Origin of the sequence: Halomonas sp. MMSF_3323, assembly GCF_030733595.1 — a bacterium.
Classification (GTDB): domain Bacteria; phylum Pseudomonadota; class Gammaproteobacteria; order Pseudomonadales; family Halomonadaceae; genus Halomonas; species Halomonas litopenaei.
Genome location: NZ_JASHIT010000067.1, coordinates 1 through 16,445, shown reverse-complemented (window position 1 = coordinate 16,445; position 16,445 = coordinate 1). Strand labels below are relative to the sequence as shown.

Genomic DNA, 16,445 nt, shown 5'->3' with positions numbered 1-16,445 from the left:
TCCTGAGCGTAAGCGACACGCTTACAGTTACCAACGCCTTCGATGTCGAAACCACGGGTGGTGATGACCGCATCACCTTTGACGCCAGCATCCAGGCCGGCTCGCTCTCCATCGCCATGGGTGATGGCGCCAATACCCTGGACGTGACTCGAGACCTTACCGTCACCGCAGCGGCCAGTGTCACCGCCGGCTCCGACGTCGACACCGTCACCTTCAACGGCACCCACCAGGCGGGCGCGCTGAGTCTGTCGCTGGGCGCCGGGAATAACGTGCTGAGCGTCAACAACTCACTTGGCGTGACCAACGCCTTCGATGTGACGACCGAAGAAGGCGATGACCGCTTCACCTTCGACGCCAGTATCCAGGCCGGCTCGCTCTCCATCGCCATAGGCGAGGGCGCCAACACCCTGGACGTGACCAAAGACCTCACCGTCGATGGTCTGGCCGAAGTCACCGCTGGATCGGGTGTGGACAACGTCACCTTCAACGGCACCCACCAGGCGGGCTCGCTGAGTCTGGCGCTGGGCGCCGGCGATAACGTGCTGAGCGTCAAAGACAGCCTGACGGTAACCAACGCCTTCGAGGTGGAGACCGAAGAAGGTGATGACCGCATCACCTTCGACGCCAGCATCCAGGCCGGCTCGCTCTCCATCGTCATGGGCGATGGCGCCAACACCCTGGACGTGACTCGAGACCTTACCGTCACCGCAGCGGCCAGTATCACCGCCGGCTCTGGTGTGGACACCGTCACCTTTAACGGCACCCATCAGGCGGACGCGCTGAGCCTGGCGCTGGGCGCCGGTGATAACGTGCTGTCCGCCAACAACTCACTGGACGTGACCAACGCCTTTGATGTCGAAACCACGGATGGCGATGACTCCCTGACCTTCGACGCCAGTATCCAGGCCGGCTCGCTCTCCATCGCCATGGGTGATGGCGCCAATACCCTGGACGTGACCGAGGACCTGACGGTCACCGCAGCGGCCAAGGTCACCTCTGGGGCTGGTGCCGATACTGTTACCTTCAACGGCGATCACCGAGCCGACACCCTGCTGGTAGACAGCGGGGATGGCGACGATCTGGTGTCCTTCCTGGGCCAATGGCAGTTTGCCGACAGCCTGACGGTGGTGACCCGGGCGGGAGACGATCGTCTGCTCTTCGATGGCCGGCATCGCGCAGGGTCAATCGCCGTCGATCTGGGAGACGACAACGATATTCTGCATTTGCACGGCGATATCGCGGTGACCAACAACATGAGCTTCCGGGGTGGCAGCGGCAACGACGACATGCTGATCCATGCCGATACCCTGGTGGGCGCCATGCTGGTGGCCGGCGACGGCGGCAAGGATCGTCTGACCGTGGTGGAGCTCAATGATCGCCAGGCGCTGTTGACCCTGGATGGTGGATCCGGCAGCGACGAGCACCGGATTGTCACGCGCCAGGCGGATCAGGGCGACTACCGCATTCGCGTTCTCGACAGCGGCGCCAGCAATGCCGGAGCGGACACCCTGTTCATCGAAGGTCGTGGCTACGACAACTATGACGGCAGTATGGTCCGGGCCCAGACGACGGCGTCTACCACGGGCGATCTGTTCCTGGTCCGCGACAACTTCGTTGCGCGTCTGGCCGAGGCTGGCAGCGCCGTGGAGCGTATCGATGTGGGGGGCAGCATCAATGCCCGGGTGACCATCAATGGCCACGACGGCGCCGACCGCTTCGTGGTCGATGGCTCATCGACCGTGATGACGCTGGACGGAGGTCGCGGCGACGATCGCTTCGAGATTGGCCAGCAGTACGGCGAGCATCCGAACCCTGTAGGCACGGCCAGCGCTGGCGTCTACGCCTCGGGCGTCATCGTGGGCGACGAGATCGCGGTGACCCAGGCCGGCGACGGCTTTGTCAGTCGAGGCAACGGCCAGGCAATGAGCGTGCTGGGGGGCCAGGGCAACGATCAGTATCAGGTCTACGCCACCCAGGCGCCTCTGGCACTTGATGGCGAAGACGGCTACGACAGTCTGAGTGCCTTCGGCAGCAGCGCCGACGACAACTTCGTGATCACCGCGGGTGCCGTGTTTGGCGCTGGGCTCAATCTGTCCCATGACGATCTCGAGCGTGTGCGCGTCGAGGCCGGAGCGGGAGACGATCGGATTCAGGTGCTGAGCACCCGCGAAAGCGTACTGACTGAGGTCATCGGTGGTCTCGGCAGTGACCAGATCCAGGTGGCGGGGGACGTCAGCGGCGAGGTGAAGGCGATTGACGCCAGGGGTGCCAGCAGCCTGGTGGGCCATGGCACGGTGTCCGCTGACGAGGCCTACGCAAATCTTCTGGCCGAGGCGCTGACGGTGCAGGTGGCTAGCCCCGAGCACGGTGCCATCCTGGTCGAGCAGCCCGGTGGGGCGACGCGGGTGGTGGAAGGCGGCGACGCTGCCGCTTACTGGCTGTCGACGAACCTGCCGATCTCCGGTATCGCCGAGGGCAGCAGGGTGACGCTGACACTGTCGGCCAGCATGGCGTCGACTCAGGACCGTCACGCGGCGGGCGCGGCGTCGGCCGAGACGCTGCTTCTGTCATTCGACGCTTTGGGCGAGTTTACCCAGGCGATCACCGTGGACTTCGTGTTCACCGGGGGCAGCTGGTCACCGCGCCAGCAGATCTTCGTCAAGGCGCCGACCGATGGTCTGGTCGAAGGGACTCGACAGGTGGCGATCAGCTATCTGGCCCAGGTCGAGACGCCCTCGTCGTCTCCCTTGCCCCAGGCGTTGGCCTCGCTGCTGGATCAGCCCATCGCCGATACCGAGATCACGGTATTCGATGCGACGCGCGGAGATGTGGTGGTGTCCACGGCCCAGGATCGACTCCAGGTGATCGAAGGCGAGGGTGCGTCGGCTCAGTCCGGCAGCGTCGAAGTGCGCCTGTCGGTGGCGCCCCAGGCCGGTGAGGTGATCACGGTCAGCGTGGATCTGTCGGCCTTCGGCGGTCGTCTGGTGGCAAAGCACGGCGCCACCCTGAGCTTCGATGTCTCCAACTGGGACAAGCCCCAGACGCTGGTGCTGGAGGCGCTCGGCAACACCAGCATCGAAGACCGGATCGACGCCCAGCTGGGCTTCGATATCTCCAGCAATCTGGGGCAGGCCAGCTCGTTTGCCGAGCGCGCCACGAGCAAGGTCGACGTCAGCGTCCACGACGATGACAGCGCTGGGCTGGTGGTGGAGCAGTCGGATGGCGGTACCCGAGTCTCGACCCTGGGCGGCAGCGACAGCTACACCCTGAGGCTGACCAAGGCGCCGAGCGCTGAGGTCAGGGTCCATCTCAACAGCGATGGCCAGACCGAGTTCCCCCTGGGTGGGCGCATCGTGCTGGATACCCTGTTCGACGGTGAGCGCAGCGTGACGGTGCTGGCCGCGCAGGGAGCCGGGGCGATTCTGGTCCTGGAAGGTGGCGACTGGGCATCGCTGGGGGCCCAGACCGGGCGCTACCTGAGCCTGGAAGATGGCTCGGGATCGAGCATTGCCGGGCGTCTGCGGATCAACCACATCGATGCCCAGGGAAGGCTGCACCTGATGTCCGACGATACCCTGGGAAGCTGGGTCGGTGACAGCCTGACGCTGACCTCCGTCACCACACCTGCAGTGGTGTTCGACGCCAGCAATTGGGCCGACAAGGTGGCCGTCGAGGTGGTGGCGGAGACCCGATATCGGGCTCCGGTCGAGGCGGGCATGCAGTTTGTCACCGAACGGCGTCTGTCCGACATTCAGGGACCGCTGATCGTCGAAGGGGGCACTGTCGCCGATACGCCGGTGCCGTCTGTGCCGCTGATGCTGCCTTCTGAAGGTGTCAGCGCGCTGGCCGCCGAGACCTCCGGCACCGCGCATGAGGATAGCGACAGCCTGGTGCTGCACGTGGATGCCAGCGTGGCCGACCTGTCTGGTGTCATCGGTGCCGAGCGGGTCAGTGGGCTCGGCATGGGTGAAGGCGTGCTGTCCCAGGACAATGGTGTGGGCGGTACCATCGATACCGAGCGAGGGGTTCATTTCCACGGTGTCGAGGTCTTCGAGGCGCTGCTGGGGGCAGGCGATGATCAGCTTACCATCGATGCCGATCCGGTGGCCTACGACGGCGACTGGCAGGCACAGACGGTGGCGGGTGTTTCCCAGCTGAATCGTAGTGCCGGCAGCTGGTACGCCGATGGCTTCCGCGCTGGTGACAGCGTACTGGTCGGCGAACAGCGTCTGTTGATTCGCGACATCACCAGCGCCGGGGCGCTGGTGCTCGACGGAGTGGTGAGTGCCAGCAGTGGCCGTGTCATTCGTGAAATGCCGCTTAGTGTGGTTCACGGTGGCGGCGGTGATGACCACATCCGGGTGAGCGGTGGCTATCAGTGGCAGATGCCGCTGGTGGTGTTCGGCGATACCTCTCGCAGTGGCGAGCGCTACAGCGCCGTCGGCGGCCGGCCGACGCTGCTGGCTCAGCCGTTCCTGGAGGCCGGTGATAATCTGCTGGACGCCAGTCAGGCCATCGGTGGCGTGGTGCTGGTGGGTGGCGCCGGCGCGGATACGCTGATTGGCGGCCTCGGTGATGACCAGCTGTTTGGTGGATCCGGCGATGACCGTCTGAGTGATGAAAAGGGCGGTAACAACCATCTGTACGGCGATGGTGGCATCGACGTGGATGTTTCCCGACGCCTCAGCCAGGCCGATACGGTGATGACGGTGCATGCCAGCGCCGCAGCGATTGCCCATCCGACCGGAGATAGCCTCATAGCCGGTGATGACATGCTGAGTACTGGAGGAGGCAACGACATCCTGCTGGGGGACCACGGCGTGATCCAGCTGGAGGCTCGCCCCGGAGAGGCGGGCCTGCGACTGCTCGATAGTCAGCGGGTGATCGCGGTGGAAGGCGTCGACATGGCGTCGGGCGGCGATGACAGCTTGAGCGTCAGCGGCGGCGACAACCTGTTGATCGGCGGCAGTGGCAACGACGTCCTGAGCGGAGGCGGTGCTTCCGACTGGCTGATCGGTGACAACGCCAAGGTTACCTTTAAGGTGGTGAACGATCTGTCCAGTGGTGCCACGCTGGTGCTCAAGGACAGTATCCACGACGGAGGCGACCGACTGTTCGGCGGCGAGGGCAATGACTTGCTGCTGGGGGGTGGCGGGTCTGACGTGCTTTACGGTGGCAGCTCGACCAGCGGCGGTCGCAGCGGTGATGACCTGCTGGTGGGCGACTACGCCCGGCTGGACGTGGTGGGCACCCAGGTGCGTGAACTGGTCACGCTGCCAAGCGCCAATGGGGCAGTGGATCGTCTTGACGGTGGTGATGGTCGCAACGTCCTGATCGGCGGAGAAGGCAGTGACAGCCTCAGCACCGGTGGCAATGACAGCGTGACTGTCGCCTCGCCTGAGCGCAGTGCCAGCGTGGCGATCGGTGACCATGGTCTGCTTGAGTGGAACGCCGCTGGTGTCCTGGTCAGTGCGACCTCCCGCCTGGCGTCCGATACTGCCGCCAGCGAGACGGCGGCTATGCTGAATACCCGCGGCGGGGACGACAGCATTCGCTTGAGCGGTGGCCACTCCGTGGTCATCGGTGGGGTGGGCAGTGACCTGATCGAGATCGTCAAGGCTGGCGACGGGGCGCGCCATGTGGTGCTGGCGGATCGCGGCACCCTGAGCTGGAGCGACGTCGGCGTTCTGGTCAACGGCGATAGTCTGACGCCCAACGTCGGCGGCGCCGATCGTGTGGCTGTCGAGTCGGGTTCGGTCACCGCTCTGGGCGGCGCCGGTGCGGACACCATCGAGATCAGCGCAGCATCGGTCGACGCTCGTCACCTGCTGTTTGGCGATAACGGTTCTCTGCGCCAGAGTGCCAGCGGAGTGTTGTTGAGCGCCGCCTCCAGTGCGACTGCCATCGGCGGCGACGACACCCTCGAGGTGAATGCCGGTTCGGTCACGGCCATCGGCGGCGCTGGCGATGATCGGCTTTCGATCACCGCCGCCTCGGCCACCAGTCGTCACCAGTTGATCGGTGACAATGGGCGACTCCAGTGGGACGACACCTCGGTGTTGAGGACGATGACCAGTACCGCATCGGCGGTGGCGGGACAGGATCGCATCGGCGTCAATGCCGGTCGCAATGAGATCGTCGGTGGTGCGGGCAGCGATGTCATCACCACGGGTGATCAGACCAGCACGGTGCTTGCCGACCTCGGTCGCCTGGAGTGGAACGCAGCGGGACATCTGGTGAGCGCGCGTTCGTTGGCGCACGGTCACGGCGCGGCGGATAGCGTCAGTGTCGGCAGCGGCGGCAACCTGGTGATCGGCGCCGAAGGCGACGATGTCATCACCTCCGCCGCTGGTGCTGACAAGGTAGCGGGTGATCACGCCGAGGTACTGTTCGACGCCAATGGCGTGGTGACGTCCTTTGCGTCCCTTCATTTCGCCATCGGCGGGGTAGATACCATCACTACCGGCAGAGGAGATGACTGGATCATCGGCGGGTTTGGTGGTGAACGCATCAGTGCCCTTGGCGGCGACAACGTGGTCATTGGGGACAATGGCTCGATCACCGCACAAGATGGTGTTCGCCAGGAGGTGAAGAGCCTCGATCGGCGCCAGGGCACCGGTGGGGATGACGTCATCCTGCTGGGAGTGGGCCGGGATCAGGCGATTGGCGGTGTCGGCGCCGATACCCTGGTCAACGCTGGCGGCGAGACCGTGGCCATCGCCGATGACGGCCGCATTCTCAGTGATACCACCGGCCGTTACCGCCTGGCGGAAACCGGCAATATTGCCCTGCGCAGCGACAATCACCTGATTGGCGGCATCGATCGCGATGTGCTGCTGGGTGGTGGTGGCCAGGACACGCTCGAGGGCGGTGCCGGTAACGATATTCTGATGGGCGATTTCGCTCGGGTGACTCGCGTGCCAGGGCTGATCACCATCGAGACCATCGACAACTTCGAAGGTAGCGACGACGTCATCTTGACCGGACTGGGCCACGATGTGGCGATGGGCGGTGCCGGCTTCGACGGCTTCGGTGGTGACTACGGCTTCGACATCCTGATCGGTGAATATGGCCGAGTACGGTTGAGTGTGGCCTCTGCCGGTTCGACGAGTGTGCCGGAGGTCGAGCGTGTCACCTCCATCGTGACCCTGGCTCAGGGCAAGCTGGATCTGGTGCGCGGTGCGCAGCAGAACCTCTACCGTGAGCAGGAGCCAGGCGGCCGCCTGGCCGCCTGGAGCTGGATGGATCGCACCGCGTTCGCCCTGGGCGAGGCGATGGTCTCGAACAACCGTCCGGCAGCGGTGGCTCCGAGTCAGGGACCCGAGGATCTACGTAGTGTTGTCGCTGGTTGGGCGGCCCACCATGACAGTCGCGGTGGCATGATCAGCGGCTTGCCGCTGTTCGCCGCTCCCCCGGCTGCCGGCAGCGTGCCAACGGCGCCAGACGCTGCGGAGGGTAGTGAGTCGCTCGAGGCGGTACCGTCGGTCGATGACGCAACCCTGGACCAGTCGCCACAGGCGGCAGGCTCACCGGCGTCGACCGAGGTATCGCCCAAGGTGTCGAGCGAAGCAGATGCGTCCGTCCCTGCTGAACAGCAAGGTGCCATGGGCAGTTCGGCCTTGGGTGGCCTGGCAGCGGCGCTGGCCGGCGCTGGCTGGGGTATCGCGCGAGCCATGTCGTCGTCTACCGAGCACACCGATAGACTCAAGACGCTTCGACGTGAACAGGCCGCCGAGCAATGGCGTCGGCTGCGCAAGGATGACGATGAGGAGACGTCTTGATTGACACCTTGATGAGGGGCCTGAACGGGCCAGCGGGAGCGGTATGCTGCTAGACGAGGCAAGGGGCGACGTTGAAGCGTCCATGCGTGAACGGATGCAGCACTGGCTGGCCCGGCACTGTGAGCGCAGCGGCGCTGTCGATGAGGTGCGGCTGGTCGAGGGATTGGTGGCGTGGCGTGGGCCATCCGGCATCGAGCCAGTGGCGCTGTGGCCGGGCTTCAGCGAGGGCGCCGGCGAGGCACTGCTGGCGCTGGCAAGTGAGGTCGCCGAGGTTGCCAGTGGCATGGTCAGCCAACTGGATGAGGCGCACCTGGGCATCGGCTATCCGGTGAGCATGGATGGCGAGGTGGCAGGCGCGGTAGCGCTGAGCCTGGCGATTCCGCCTGGCCTGCGCGACACCTCCGACGACGGTGTGGCGCGGGCACGTCAGTCCCTGGTGCCACTGATGCAGCGACTCGAGGAAGGTGTCGCTGCGCTGGAACGGGACCTGATGAGTGAGCGGCAAGAAGACATGCTGCGACACCAGGCGGTACTCGGGGACCGCCTGTCCCTGCTGGCCGGCGTGCTGTCCGAGGCTACCTTCGCCGCAGCCTCGGCACAGCTGGTGACCCGTCTGGCCGAGCAATTCGGTGCCGAACGCGTAAGCCTCGGCTGGCGCCGCGGTGCCAGTTGTCGCGTGTTGCAGATTTCCCACAGCGCCCAGTTCAATCGCAAGATGAATCGGGTGAAGGCCACGGCGGCGGCCATGGATGAGGCGCTCGACCAGTTGGCCAGCGTGGCCTGTCCTCCCGTGGAAGGTGCGGCAGGGCGGCACGATGGCGGTGTCCAGCTGGCCCATCAGGAGCTGGTCACCCTCGGCGGTGTTCCTTCGGTGGTCAGCGTACCCTGCCTCGACGATGGGGTGGCGCGTGGCGCCGTGACCCTGGAACGCGATCGACCCTTTACCCTCGACGAGATCGAGGCGCTGGAGAGTCTGCTGGCGCTATGCACCCGTGCGCTGGAGGAGAAAAGGCGCAACGACCGGCCGCTGGTGGTCAAGGCGCTGGCATCGGCTGGCGAGCAACTGGGGCGCCTGCTTGGACCGGGACATCTCGGGCTCAAGCTGGCGGTGCTGGCGCTGGTGGCTCTGCTGGTCGCCTCCACCCTGATCACCACGGTGGACGAGGTGGCGGCGGAGGTGACCGTCGAAAGTCGTGTGCAGCGGGTGATCTCGGCGCCGTTCCGGGGGTATCTCGAGGCAACCAGCGTGCGAGCCGGTGATCGTGTCGAGCGCGGGCAGGTGCTGGCGAGCATGGAAACCCGGGAGCTGCTGCTGGAACGGCTGCAATGGCAGAGCGAAATCGCCAAGCTGTCACGTCAGGAGCAGGAGTCCCGCGCGCGTGGTGATCGCGCCGGGCTCAACGTGCTGGCGGCTCAGCGAGAGCAGGCCGAGGCGCGGGTTGCACTGGTCGAGTCCAGGCTCAATCGGGCCACCCTGGTCGCGCCCTTCGATGGGGTGGTGGTCAGTGGCGACCTGACCCAGCGACTGGGCGCGGTGACCGAGCAAGGCGAGGAGCTGTTTCGCGTCTCTCCGCTGGACGGGTTTCGCCTGGACCTGGCCGTGCCCGAGGGCCGTATCGATGATCTGGCGCCGACCCAGCATGGCTCGATGGTGCTGGCCTCGATGACCGGCAAGCGTTGGCCGCTGGTGGTCGAGCGGATCACACCTCGGAGCACCAGCGGTGAAGGTCAGACCCGCTTTATCGTCGAGGCTCGCCTGGAGATGAACGCCGGCGAGGTTGACCCCCGGCAGGTGGAACGCTTGCTGCGCCCTGGGTTGTCGGGTATTGCGCGGGTCGAGGTCGGCGAAGGTCCGCTGATCGAGATCTGGACCCGCGGGCTGCGAGACTGGCTCAAGCTGACGCTGTGGCGCTGGTGGGGGTGAATCATGACCACTGCACTGTTCAGCCAGCACTGGCACCGAGTCGCCGATCTACGCCTGCGCCTGCGCCGGCATGCGCGTTTGTCACGCCACGAGTATCGCGGCGAACCGTGGTACGTGCTGCACGATTCCCTGACTGGACAGGTGCATCGTTTTACGCCGGAGTCCTATCAGATCATCGGGCGACTCGATGGACGACGCACCCTCGACGACATCTGGCATCAGGTCAGCCGGTCTTTGGGCGAAGCCATGCCGACACAGCAGGAACTGGTCACCCTGATCGGTCGCTTGCATCGTGCCAATCTGCTTTCGGGGCACGAAGACATCAATATCGAGGAACTGTCACGGCGTCAGACGCGGCAGCGTCGCAGCAAGTGGCTGCAGCTGATCAAGTCGCCGCTGGGCATCCGCATCCCGCTGCTGGATCCGGAGCGCTTCGTCGCCGCGAGCTACCCGCTGGTAAGGCCGCTGCTGGGCCCGCTGGGCGCGGTGCTGTGGCTGGCGACCGTGGTGCTGGCGCTGGTGGTCGCAGGCATCCACTGGACGCAGCTGAGCGACAACCTGGCCGATCGGGTGCTGGGGGTCGACAATCTGTTGCTGATGGCACTGGTCTACCCGTTGATCAAGACCCTGCACGAACTGGGGCACGCCTGGGCCACCCGCGACGCGGGCGGCGAGGTCCACGAGATCGGGGTGATGCTGCTGGTCTTTTTCCCGGTACCCTACGTCGACGCCAGCGCCGCTGCGGCCTGCCCGGACAAGGGCAAGCGCATGCTGGTCGGGGCCGCCGGGGTGCTGGTCGAACTCTGGCTGGCGGCGGCGGCCATGCTGGTGTGGGTCATGGCCGAGCCTGGCGTTGTTCGCTCGCTGGCCTTCAACGTCATGTTGATCGGCGGTGTCTCGACCCTGATGTTCAACGGCAACCCGCTGCTGCGCTTCGACGCCTACTACGTGCTGGCCGACTACCTGGAAATTCCGAATCTGTTTTCCCGCGCCAACCAGCAGCTCACCTACGTGGTCAAGCGCTACCTGCTGGGACGTCGCGATGTCAGCGGTCAGGCCGGTTCGCTCAAGGAGGCCTGGTGGCTGGTGGCCTATGCAGTGCTGTCCTTCGTCTACCGACTGATCATCATGGTGGTCATCGCCACCTTCGTCGCCACCCAGTACCTGTTCATCGGTATCCTGCTGGCGCTGTGGTCGGTGACCATGACGCTGCTGTTGCCCCTGTTCAAGCTGTTGAAGGCCATGTCCGTGGATAGCCAACTCGAAGGTTCTCGCACTCGCGCCTGGAGCTGGTTGCTCGGCGGCCTGGCGTTGCTGCTGGCGGGCCTGCTGCTGGTGCCCGCGCCTCACGCCACCACCCTAAAGGGGGTGATCGATTCTGCCGAGCCCGCGCGCCTGCGGTCCGGTGTCAGCGGTGAGCTGGTCGAACTGATGGCGATACAAGGGCAGCCACTTCGCACCGGCGACCCGATTGCTCGTATCGCGGCACCGGAACTCGACGCCGAGGTGAGGCTGCTCGAGGCCAGGGCACGGGAGGTTCAGCAGCAGCAGCAGGCCGATATTCGCGACCCGCAAGCGCTGTCGGTGCTGGCGGAGACGCAGCGCCTGGTCGAAGGTCAGCTGGTCGATGCCAGGCGCAGAGCGGCGGCGACATTGCTGACGAGCCCCCACGATGGACGCTGGATGATGCCCGAAGGGGCGCCCCTCCTGGGTAGCCATGTTCGCCGCGGCCAGGCCCTCGGGGTGCTGGTCAAATCTGGTGACCTGCGAGTGCGGACGCTGGTGCCGACCCACCAGGCGGAACTCGTGCGCGACGACCGGCGCAGCGTCAGCGTGCGTAGCGGCGGTGATGCAAAGGCCGCCGCCTCGCACCTGCTGCGGTTGTCCCCTGGCGCCAGTCATGAGGTGCCAAGCCTGAGTCTCACCCAGAAGGGCGGAGGCGATGTCGCCCTGGACCCCTCGGCGGCGTCGGGGGAAGGCGAGCCGCTGAGGGCCTTTCGTCGGCATCATCTGGCGGACTTCAGCGCCACCGGCCTGATCGAGAGCGCTGCAAGGGTGCGCCTGGGTCAAGGTGTCCAGGTGCGTATCGAGCACACACCGGAGCCGATTGGATTCCGCATGTGGCGGCAGGTCCGGCGTTCCTTCCTGCGCCTGTTCGAGCGCTGAGTCGATGCTGACACGAGTTCCCGCAGACGTCATCAGCCGCGCCGAGCGCCCGGTGTCAGCACCTGGTGCACTGGAACGGGCCTGGCACGGGTTGAGGGCAAGCCTCGGCGGGCCCTCCTCGGTCAGACGATGGGTCTTGCGTTGCCGTCTTCCCGTCATTCACTGGCATGCGCGGCAGCTGTCACGGCTCGACGACACCGCGCTCGATGCGCAGGCTGGCCTTCTGCGCCAGGCGTTGCGCCGTCGCGGCGTGGTTGGGTGGCTATGGCCACGTGCCTTCGCCCTGGTCAGGGAAGTGGCACGACGTGAACTGGGCATGGCACACCACGACGTGCAGCTGTTGGGGGGCATGGTCCTGCTGAAGGGACAGGTAGCGGAAATGCAGACCGGCGAGGGCAAGACCCTGACGGCCACTTTGCCGGCTGCTACCGCCGCCCTGGCCGGCATCCCTGTGCACATCATCACGGTCAACGACTACCTGGCGTCAAGGGACGCCGACAAGATGGGCCCCGTCTACGCCCGCCTGGGTCTCTCGGTGGCCTCGGTGGTCCACGGCATGACGCCCGCCGAAAGGCGCAGGGCCTACTCGGCGGATGTGGTCTACTGCACCAACAAGGAACTGGTATTCGACTACCTGCGGGACACCCAGGAGCTCGGCACCAGACGTCACCCCTTGAGCGCCCACGCTGCACGACTGCAGGGGCGTCTCACCAGCCACAGGCTGCTGCTCAGAGGGCTGCACTTCGCCATCGTCGACGAGGCCGACAGCGTGCTGATGGACGAGGCGCGGACTCCCTTGATCCTGTCTGGCCCCGCCGGCGAGGGGGCACTGGATATTGCGCATGTCGATGAGGCCATCGCCATGGCGAAGCGCTTTGTCGAGGACGAGCACTTCGTGCGGGAACAGGGGCAGCTGTTGTTGACCGACAGCGGCAAGCGTTATCTGGAATCGCAGGTCGAACGACTGTCCCGCCAGTCGATGGCCGGGCACTGGCAGGGACGTTCCCGTCAGCAGTGGTTGATCCAGCAGGCTCTGCTGGCGCAGCACCACTTTCAACGTGACGTCCACTACCTGGTACGGGATGGCAAGGTGCTGATCATTGACGAGCACACCGGCCGGGTGATGGAGGATCGGCGCTGGGAAAAGGGGCTGCAGCAGATGATCGAGCGCCGCGAAGGGTGCGAGCCCAGCGATCCCAACATTACCCTGGCGCGTCTGACCTACCAGCGTTTCTTTCGCCGCTATCGCCACCTGTCGGGTATGACCGGTACGGCGAGGGAGGTGCGGCGCGAACTCTGGACTACCTACCGTCAGAGGGTGGTGACGGTGCCCCCCCATCGGCCTGGCCGGCGGCGTCTCGGCAAGGTGATGCGTTGTGACACGAAGGCGGCCAAGTGGGAATGGATCTGCCAACGTCTTCCTTCTCTCGTCGCGCAAGGGCGTGCTGTGCTGGTGACCACCGTCAGCCTCGCTGATGCCGAAGCGCTTTCGGCGAGACTCAAGGCCAACGACATTGCACACCGAATACTGAGCGCTCGCCAGGACGCCGACGAAGCGGCGGTCGTCGCCGCAGCCGGGGCGCCAGGGGCGGTCACCCTTGCCACCAGCATGGCAGGACGCGGGACCGATATTCCGCTTGATCCGGTGACTCGTGGTGCGGGCGGCCTGCACGTGATCCTGGCGGGCCATCACGACGCTGCGCGGATAGATCGTCAGATCATGGGGCGCTGCGCTCGCCAGGGCGATCCGGGCAGCGTCGAGTGGGTGCTGTCCGAAGAGGATGAATTGCTGACGGAACTGGATGGCTGGCAACGCCGTCTTGGAAGGCTTGCCACACGACTGCGCCGCGCGCAGCAGACCAGGGAGCGTCGCCACGCCCGGGAGCGGGCACGTTTGCTCGAAGCCGACTGGCGTGAAGATGACCAACTGGGTTTCAGCGGAAGAGGGGAGTAGCGTGGCGCGAAGGTGGCATGGCGCGGAAAGAGGCGCGTTCATTTCTTTCATTCGCTCTATGGTTTTTCCCACTGGCAGATCTGTATGGCCATGGTCTGCGCTGATAGCCGATCGTTGTTTAACCCTTGTCTCCGTCATGGAAAGGAAGTGCGCATGAAAGCAGCGAGATCACTGATCGTTGCCCTGGGATGCATCGCCGCGCCGGCACTGGCGCAGGACACGGATCTGCAAGAACCGGGATTTGGTGAAATAAGCTGCCTGGTGGAGCCAGGTCGCCAGGCTGCTCTGTCGAGCCAGGTGCCGGGCGTCATCGAGCGAATCGACGTACAAGCGGGCGTGCGGGTGGCGGCTGGCGATCCGCTGTTTTCGCTGATGCGGGATGTCGAATCCGCCAGTGTCGAACTGGAGCGTTCTCGCGCCGCCTATGCGTCACGACGCATGCAGCGAAACCAGCGAATGATCGAGCGCAATATGCTCAGCGAGAGCGAACGTGACGAGATCGATACCGAGCTTCGCCTGGCCCGCCTGCAGGTCAATCTCGCCAATGCACGTCTGCAACAGCTCACGACGCGGGCTCCCTTCGATGGGTGGGTGAGCGAACGCCTGGCGGAGGAGGGTGAATTCGTTGACGCCACGCCGGTGCTTGAACTGGTTCAGCTCGATCCGCTACGCATCGAGGCCGCTTTGCCGCTGGCCGCTTACGGAAGAATCGCTGCAGGAGATGTCATCGAGGTAACGTTATCGAGCCCGGTGGGGCAACGCTATTCAGCGGAGGTCATCCATGTGGACCCGGTGATCGACGCTTCGAGCGGGACCTTCGCCTTGGCCATGCGGCTTGCCAATCCAGATGAGCAGATTCCGGCAGGGATCGCCTGTGAGCTCGGCGGCATCGTGGAAGGCGGCGACGCCTAGGCCGATTCGACACGTCAGTGGATGCTCCATGACGAGCCAGATAAGCAGGGAAAGCCCCGGCGGTTTGCTGCAATTTCTTGGCGCCTTCCTCGTCGCCTTGTCGGGGATGTCATGCAGATGACGGTGGCGTGAAATTTTTTTACACGAAGTGCTTGCCAAGGCCGGCCCCGATCCGTAAAGTACGCATCCGCTGCCGACGACGAGCAAACGTCACAGGCGGTAAAGAGTGGTAAAAGTGATTGTTTTGAAAAGGCTTTTTCAAGTCTTCGAAAAATTCTCCACTTGACGGGCAACGAGAAATCGGTAGAGTGCTCGCCACTCGATCGGAGTCGCCAGGGCGGCATCGCAGGATGCGCGCCAGGCTCGCTTCGCTTTCTCTTGGGTCCTGCAGGCATCGCTTGCACGGTGAAAAAAGAAAGCCTTGACGAAGCGCTTCGATTCTGTAGAATACGCCTTCCTCGCAGGGCGCTGCGCCAACAGGCGCTGCAAAGCGAGACGCTCTTCCGGCCGGTTTGGTCGAGAGCACGCTCTTTAATAATTTGATCAGGTAATTCATGTGGGCGCTTGCCGATGAGTCAGTGACACTGTCACTGAAATATCAAGGCAAGCGACTCGTCAAACGAGACGTTTGAACCTTGAGCCAAGTTTGGTCCGCTTAACGGACTATCAGACTTTAAACTGAAGAGTTTGATCATGGCTCAGATTGAACGCTGGCGGCAGGCCTAACACATGCAAGTCGAGCGGAAACGATCCTAGCTTGCTAGGAGGCGTCGAGCGGCGGACGGGTGAGTAATGCATAGGAATCTGCCCGGTAGTGGGGGATAACCTGGGGAAACCCAGGCTAATACCGCATACGCCCTACGGGGGAAAGCAGGGGATCTTCGGACCTTGCGCTATCGGATGAGCCTATGTCGGATTAGCTAGTTGGTGAGGTAACGGCTCACCAAGGCTGCGATCCGTAGCTGGTCTGAGAGGATGATCAGCCACATCGGGACTGAGACACGGCCCGAACTCCTACGGGAGGCAGCAGTGGGGAATATTGGACAATGGGCGAAAGCCTGATCCAGCCATGCCGCGTGTGTGAAGAAGGCCTTCGGGTTGTAAAGCACTTTCAGTGAGGAAGAAAGCCTTGAGGTTAATACCCTCGAGGGAGGACATCACTCACAGAAGAAGCACCGGCTAACTCCGTGCCAGCAGCCGCGGTAATACGGAGGGTGCGAGCGTTAATCGGAATTACTGGGCGTAAAGCGCGCGTAGGCGGCTTGATAAGCCGGTTGTGAAAGCCCCGGGCTCAACCTGGGAACGGCATCCGGAACTGTCAGGCTAGAGTGCAGGAGAGGAAGGTAGAATTCCCGGTGTAGCGGTGAAATGCGTAGAGATCGGGAGGAATACCAGTGGCGAAGGCGGCCTTCTGGACTGACACTGACGCTGAGGTGCGAAAGCGTGGGTAGCAAACAGGATTAGATACCCTGGTAGTCCACGCCGTAAACGATGTCGACTAGCCGTTGGGCTCCTTGAGAGCTTTGTGGCGCAGTTAACGCGATAAGTCGACCGCCTGGGGAGTACGGCCGCAAGGTTAAAACTCAAATGAATTGACGGGGGCCCGCACAAGCGGTGGAGCATGTGGTTTAATTCGATGCAACGCGAAGAACCTTACCTACCCTTGACATCGAGAGAACTTTCCAGAGATGGATTGGTGCCTTCGGGA

General features: G+C 64.3%; 5 protein-coding genes, 1 rRNA gene and 1 pseudogene. 6 read left to right on the top strand and 1 reads right to left on the bottom strand.

The genetic code is table 11. The annotated features are described in order from the left end of the window. The 5 genes and pseudogenes from RBB39_RS22135 to RBB39_RS22115 form a co-directional block, all read left to right on the top strand. Positions 1 to 7,781, top strand: a pseudogene (locus RBB39_RS22135) (hypothetical protein); the annotation flags it as partial. A gap of 43 nt (positions 7,782 to 7,824) precedes the next feature. Then, positions 7,825 to 9,705 (top strand): efflux RND transporter periplasmic adaptor subunit, encoded by a 1,881-nt coding sequence (locus tag RBB39_RS22130; RefSeq protein ID WP_108449915.1) that lies wholly within the window; start codon positions 7,825 to 7,827, stop codon positions 9,703 to 9,705. Between the two features lie 3 nt (positions 9,706 to 9,708). Beyond that, the gene (locus RBB39_RS22125) at positions 9,709 to 11,871 is read left to right on the top strand and encodes a peptidase M50 (RefSeq protein WP_108449916.1); all 2,163 of its coding nucleotides are present in this window, start codon (positions 9,709 to 9,711) and stop codon (positions 11,869 to 11,871) included. A gap of 4 nt (positions 11,872 to 11,875) precedes the next feature. After that, the gene (locus RBB39_RS22120) at positions 11,876 to 13,825 is read left to right on the top strand and encodes a DEAD/DEAH box helicase (protein WP_306169416.1); all 1,950 of its coding nucleotides are present in this window, start codon (positions 11,876 to 11,878) and stop codon (positions 13,823 to 13,825) included. Positions 13,826 to 13,837: 12 nt separating this feature from the next. Next, positions 13,838 to 14,737, top strand: coding sequence for an efflux RND transporter periplasmic adaptor subunit (locus tag RBB39_RS22115; RefSeq protein ID WP_306169415.1), 900 nt, complete (start codon positions 13,838 to 13,840; stop codon positions 14,735 to 14,737). A 139-nt stretch (positions 14,738 to 14,876) separates the two neighbouring features. Here RBB39_RS22115 and RBB39_RS22110 read toward each other — a convergent pair whose 3' ends face one another. Then, positions 14,877 to 15,293 carry a hypothetical protein gene (locus RBB39_RS22110; protein WP_306169414.1) on the bottom strand — a complete coding sequence of 139 codons (417 nt, stop codon included), beginning with the start codon at positions 15,291 to 15,293 and terminating at the stop codon, positions 14,877 to 14,879. 119 nt (positions 15,294 to 15,412) lie between these two features. Here RBB39_RS22110 and RBB39_RS22105 point away from each other — a divergent pair. Further along, a 16S ribosomal RNA gene (locus tag RBB39_RS22105) occupies positions 15,413 to 16,445 on the top strand; the annotation flags it as partial.